Origin of the sequence: Stenotrophomonas sp. S41 (genome assembly GCF_016624625.1) — a bacterium.
In the GTDB taxonomy this organism is placed as follows: domain Bacteria; phylum Pseudomonadota; class Gammaproteobacteria; order Xanthomonadales; family Xanthomonadaceae; genus Stenotrophomonas.
The window spans coordinates 1-5361 of sequence record NZ_JACVTV010000172.1; the positions used below are offsets into that span (position 1 = coordinate 1).

5 protein-coding genes are annotated in these 5361 nt (G+C 68.3%); 3 read left to right on the forward strand and 2 right to left on the reverse strand.

Annotated elements, in window-relative coordinates:
• Positions 1-69 precede the first annotated feature (69 nt).
• A complete protein-coding gene (locus IAE56_RS20420) occupies positions 70-942 on the reverse strand; it encodes a DMT family transporter (protein ID WP_200753775.1) in 873 nt (290 codons plus the stop codon).
• 115 nt (positions 943-1057) lie between these two features.
• On the opposite strand from IAE56_RS20420, the gene IAE56_RS20425 reads away from it, so the two are divergent.
• Positions 1058-2002, forward strand: a complete 945-nt coding sequence (locus IAE56_RS20425; RefSeq protein ID WP_200753776.1) for a LysR substrate-binding domain-containing protein — start codon at positions 1058-1060, stop codon at positions 2000-2002.
• Between the two features lie 68 nt (positions 2003-2070).
• Positions 2071-2364, forward strand: a complete 294-nt coding sequence (locus tag IAE56_RS20430) for a hypothetical protein (protein ID WP_005415831.1) — start codon at positions 2071-2073, stop codon at positions 2362-2364.
• A gap of 79 nt (positions 2365-2443) precedes the next feature.
• Here the strand turns inward: IAE56_RS20430 and IAE56_RS20435 are convergent, their stop codons facing one another.
• Positions 2444-3214, reverse strand: coding sequence for a DUF4349 domain-containing protein (locus IAE56_RS20435; protein WP_234456240.1), 771 nt, complete (start codon positions 3212-3214; stop codon positions 2444-2446).
• A gap of 159 nt (positions 3215-3373) precedes the next feature.
• Here IAE56_RS20435 and IAE56_RS20440 point away from each other — a divergent pair, with 159 nt between their 5' ends.
• Positions 3374-5182 carry a DUF885 domain-containing protein gene (locus IAE56_RS20440; protein WP_200753778.1) on the forward strand — a complete coding sequence of 603 codons (1809 nt, stop codon included), beginning with the start codon at positions 3374-3376 and terminating at the stop codon, positions 5180-5182.
• The last annotated feature ends 179 nt before the right edge of the window (positions 5183-5361 follow it).

Here is a 5361-nt window from a genome sequence, read left to right on the forward strand (position 1 = left end):
TGGGCTCACGGTTCTGGCGGCCCGCGGGGGGCGCGCGCGGGGCCGGGCCGGGCGCTACCACTACCTTGCTCAGCCCTTCTGGCTGACGGCCACGCTGCCGAGGATCAGGCCGCCGGCAATCAGCATCTGCAGGGTCACCGGCTCGCCGAGGAACAGCCACGCGAACGCCGCGCCGAACAGCGGGATCAGATAGGTCACCGTCGACGCGCGCGAGGGGCCGATGCGGCCGATCAGGCGGTAGAACATCAGGAAGGCCAGGCCGGTGCAGGCCACGCCGAGTGCGATCGCTGCGCCCCAGGCTTTGCCCGGGATCACCGCCTGCGGCCAGTGGGTCACTGCCATCGGCAGCATCCACAACGAAGCGCAGCCCAGCGTCGCCGCCGCTGCAGCGGCCGACGGCAGGCCGGTCATGTGCCGCTTCACCAGGTTCACGCCCAGCCCGTACAGCAGCGAGGCCGCAGCACCGGCCAGCACGGCCATGCCGATGCTCAGGCCCGACACCTTGGCAGTGGCCAGCACCACCACGCCGGCAAAGCCGACCAGCAGTGCACTGGCGCGGCGCACGCCGATCTTCTCGCCGAAGAACAGGAAGGCGATCAGCGCAGCAAACAGCACGGTCATCGCGTTGCAGATCGCGCCGATGGCCGCCGGTGCCTGCTCGGCCGAATAGGCGAACAGCACGAACGGCAGCGCCGAGTTGATCAGGCCGATCGGGGCCAGCCACAGCCAGCGGCGCGGCGGGAACTGCGCACGGGCGCGCCACAGGAACGGCATCAGCACCAGCGCGCCCAGCACCAGACGGACTTCGACCAGCGCGAACGGGCCGAACGAAGGCACCGCCACGCGCATGAACAGGAACGAGCAGCCCCAGATCGCGCCCAGCAGGGTCAATTCCAAGGGGGTGCGCCAATCGCGTTCTGCCACCTGCGGTACCGCGTTCATGCCCTGCCTCCGTCCTGCGCCTGCGCTGTATCTGGGCCGACAGGATCATCCGCAGACGCCCGCTGCACAAGCGCGTAGTATCGCTGCCAGCCACAAATGTGGTTTGAGGCTCGACATGCAGCTACGCCCTTCCCTGCTCCCCGCGCTGGCCGTGTTCGCGGTGGCCGCGCGCCACCAGAACTTCGCCCAGGCCGCGCTGGAGCTGCACCTGACCGCCAGCGCGGTCAGCCACCACGTGCGCCGCCTGGAGGAGGTGCTGGAGGTGCGCCTGTTCCTGCGCCACGCGCGCGGCGTGCGCCTGACCGCCGAGGGCCGGCAGCTGGCCGACGCCGCCAGCGCCGCCTTCACCGATGTCGCCGCCGTGGCCCACCACCTGCAGCCGGACGCCGACAGCGTGCCGCTGCGGATCGCCACGCTGCGCTCGCTGTCCTACTGCTGGCTGCTGCCACGCCTGCCGCGCTTCACCCAGGCCCATCCGCACATCCGCATCGAACTGCACACCGGCAGCGGCCTGGACCGCTACGACGAGAACGGCCCCGAGGTCGGCATCCGCTACGGCCTGGGCCAGTGGCCCGGCCTGCATGCGCAGCACCTGATGGACGACAGCCTGTTCCCGGTGGCCTCGCCGGCGCTGCCCGGCGTGGAAGCGCTGCAGGATCCGGCGCGCATCGCCGAGCTGCCGCTGCTGACCGATCTCTCGCCGCAGGGCTGGCGCGACTGGTTCCGCCATGCCGGCGTGCGGCCGCCCTCGCCCTTGCCGCCGATGCACACGTTCGCCGACAGCACCGATGCGATGCGCGCGGCGGTGTACGGCATGGGCGCGGTGCTGGCGCGCACGCATGTGGCCCAGCCCTACCTGCAGCGCTATGAAGTGGTGCGCCTGCCTGGCCCGGCACTGAAGGCGCGCTATGCCTACTACGTGGTGCATGCCGAAGCGCAGCCACCCAGCCCGGCGGCGCGGCTGTTCATCGATTGGCTGCTGACCCAGGCGCAGGACGAACGCACGCCCATTCCGGCCCTGCCCGACAGCCTGCTCGGCCGCCCGCCCACGGCCGGCTGACTGCACCGTCACCCGGTCTTTGCCCACCGCTGGCTAGGCTGCAGGCAACCCCACACCGTGTACCTGCCATGGCAATGCTGCGACTGCGCATCACCGGAACCGAAGACGACGCCCGCGCCATCAGCGATCTGCTGCTGGGCCTGGACGGCATCGAACATGTCGAAGAAACGGACGACCTGATGCCGCACATGGATGACGACGACTCCAGCTCGGCCGGGCTGTCCGATGACATCGGCCCGGGCATCCACGAACTGGAAGTGGAAGTCGGCAACGAAAGCACCGCGCAGAAGGTACGCGATGCGGTGCAGGAGCTGGCGCTGGAACTGGATGTGTTCGTCGAGTACGAGACCGACGAGGGCTGAGGGCTCGCCGGGCATGGCCCGGCGCTACCACTGCACTGAGGCTCGCCGGGCATGGCCCGGCGGTATCCCCTGCGTTCGATCACGCCTTGCGACGGCGCCTGCGCAACCACGCGCGGATGCCCCAGCCGGCCAGCAGCGCCACGATGGCGACCGGCAGCAGGGCCGCAACCGCACGGATCAGGAATGCGACGCTGAGGCTGAGGATGTTGCCCGATTCACTCAGCGCTTCACCGATCTCACTGCGGCTGCGCTGGCCCGAAGTCGTATCGAAGTGCAGCGTCACCAGCTGGGTATCGATGCGACGGCGCTGCTGCGCGGCATCCTTGTTGGCCTGCTCCACGCCCGCTTCGATTTCCGACAGGCGCGTGGTGATCGCCATCAGTTCCTCGATCTTCAGATCCTTGCGGTCCTGGTAGGACAGCAGGCGGGCGTGTTCCTTTTCCAGCCGGGCCTTGGTCAGCGCGGTGTCGGCCACCTGCTGGGCCAGATCCTCGGCGCGGGTATTGCGCGCCTGGACCTGCCCGCCTTCACCGGCCAGGCCGATCAGCGGCTCCACGCCCTTCGGCGCGATGCGCACCTTGACCTCGCCACTGGGGCGCTCGCCGCTGCGCTGGTCGACTTCCAGCACGGCACAATCACCGAACTTCGCACCCTGGCAGGCCTGCGTGACCTGCTGGATGCGCGACGCGATCTGCGTGGCTTCCAGCTGTACCTGCACATCGTGCTCGTAGGCGAGGAACGCGCCGTCCGGTGAGGCCACCGCCTCGGCCGCGGCACCGCCAGCGGAGGCGGCGTGGTCGCCCTGCACCGCGCAGCCCGCGAGCGCGGCTGCGAGAGCGAGGGCTGCCAGCCCGCCTCGCGTGCTGAATCTGCTTCTTCCGTGAATCTGCATGGGGTCGCCCTCCGGGGCGCTGGGAGTCCTGCCAGCGCCCATGGTAATCCTATGGCAGGGGGACAAAGCGCCCCGCGCGGCCTATGCTCGGGGATTGATCCCAGTACAGGAACGCCGATGCGCCCGCATCTCCTTGCCCTTGCCCTGGTCGCCGCCCTGGCCGGTTGCCAGCCGGCCGACGCCCCGACCAACGGTTCCACCCCGGCCGCCAGCCAGCAGGCCGGCGATGCGGCGGTCGACACCGCCTTCGCTGACCTGTCCAAGCGTGCGCTGGACACCTGGATGCAGCTGTCCCCGGTCAGCGCGACGCAGATCGGCGACCACCGCTATGACAGCGAGATCGACGACCTGAGCGCGGCCGGCCAGCAGAAGACCGTGGCGGCCTACAAGGGCCTGCTCGCCGAACTGGACAAGATCGACGTGGCCAAGCTCGGCCGCGAGAACCAGGTCGATGCGGCGATCCTGCGCAACCAGCTGCAGTCGGAAATCTGGAACAGCGACGTGCTGCAGTCCGGCAAGTGGGACCCGCAGGTCTACAACGGCCTGGCCGGCAGTGCCCTGTACGGCCTGATGGCGCGCGAGTTCGCACCGCTGCCCGACCGCCTGAAGTCGGCCACCGCGCGCATGGAAAAGCTGCCGGCGATCTTCGCCCAGGCCCGCGAGAACCTGGACCCGGCACGCGTGCCGAAGATCCACGCCGAGACGGTGGCCAAGCAGAACAAGGGCATCCTCAGCATCGTCGATACCTTCATCACCCCGCACATCGGCGAACTGCCGCAGGCCGACCAGCAGCGCCTGCAGGCCGCCATCGACGGCCTGAAGAAGGCCGTGGACGAGCAGCAGACCTGGCTGGACAAGACCCTGGTGCCGAACGCCAAGGGTGACTTCCGCATCGGTGCTGAAAAGTACGACCAGAAGCTGAAGTTCGCGCTGAACTCCTCGCTGTCGCGCCAGGAGATCGGTGAGCGTGCGCGCGCCGAACTCAAGCGCGTGCGCGAGGATATGTACGGCATCGCGCAGACCGTGCTGAAGGACAAGCCGGGCGCGCCGGAAATGCCGGCGCAGCCGACCGACGAGCAGCAGCAGAAGGCCATCGAAGCCGCGCTGGAACTGGCCTACGCCGACAAGCCGGCGCGCGACAAGGTGGTCGACGATGCCAAGGCCGCGCTGGAGCAGTCCACCGCGTTCGTGCGCGAACACGACCTGATGACCCTGCCCGATGCGCCGGTCGACATCATCCTGATGCCGGAATTCCAGCGCGGCGTGGCCGTGGCCTACTGCGATTCGCCGGGCCCGCTGGACAAGAACCTGAAGACCTTCTACGCCGTCTCGCCGATTCCGGACGACTGGAATGACAAGCAGGTCGACTCGTTCCTGCGTGAGTACAACTCGCGCATGATCCACCTGCTGAGCATCCACGAAGGCACCCCGGGCCACTACCTGGAAGGCTGGCACTCGGCCAAGTTCCCGTCGACCCTGCGTGCGGTGCTGCGTTCGGGCCTGTTCGCCGAAGGCTGGGCGGTCTACACCGAGCGCATGATGCAGGAGCAGGGTTACCTCAACAACGACCCGCTGTTCCACCTGGTGCAGCTGAAGTTCTACCTGCGCACGATCTCCAACGCGATCCTTGACCAGGGCGTGCACGTGGACAACTGGGACCGCGAGAAGGCGATGCACCTGATGACCCACGACGCGTTCCAGCAGGAAAGCGAAGCGTCGGGCAAGTGGGTGCGCGCGCAGCTGACCTCGGCGCAGCTGCCGACCTACTTCGTCGGTGCTCAGGAACACTTCGACACCCGCAAGGCGATGCAGGACAAGTTGGGCGACAAGTTCAACCTGAAGGCGTACCACGACCAGATGCTGTCCTACGGCGCGCCGCCGGTGCGCTTCGCACGCCAGCTGATGCTGGACCAGCCGATCGAGTGATTGGTTTGATGTGAGATGGAAATGGAACGGCCCGGGGAGACCCGGGCCGTTTTTTATGTTCGGCGATCCTGGATGGGGTTCATCCACGCATGGCGTGGATCTACGGCCTCCCGATGGTGGGTGCGGACCGTTGGTCCGCACTGCGGATGGGTTCATCCACGCATGGCGTGGATCTACTG

Coding starts and splice junctions, on each gene's coding strand:
- IAE56_RS20425 (WP_200753776.1), top strand. CDS start 1,058: ATGCAGCTACGCCCTTCCCTGCTCCCCGCGCTGGCCGTGTTCGCGGTG.
- IAE56_RS20440 (WP_200753778.1), top strand. CDS start 3,374: ATGCGCCCGCATCTCCTTGCCCTTGCCCTGGTCGCCGCCCTGGCCGGT.
- IAE56_RS20420 (WP_200753775.1), bottom strand. CDS start 942: ATGAACGCGGTACCGCAGGTGGCAGAACGCGATTGGCGCACCCCCTTG.
- IAE56_RS20430 (WP_005415831.1), top strand. CDS start 2,071: ATGGCAATGCTGCGACTGCGCATCACCGGAACCGAAGACGACGCCCGC.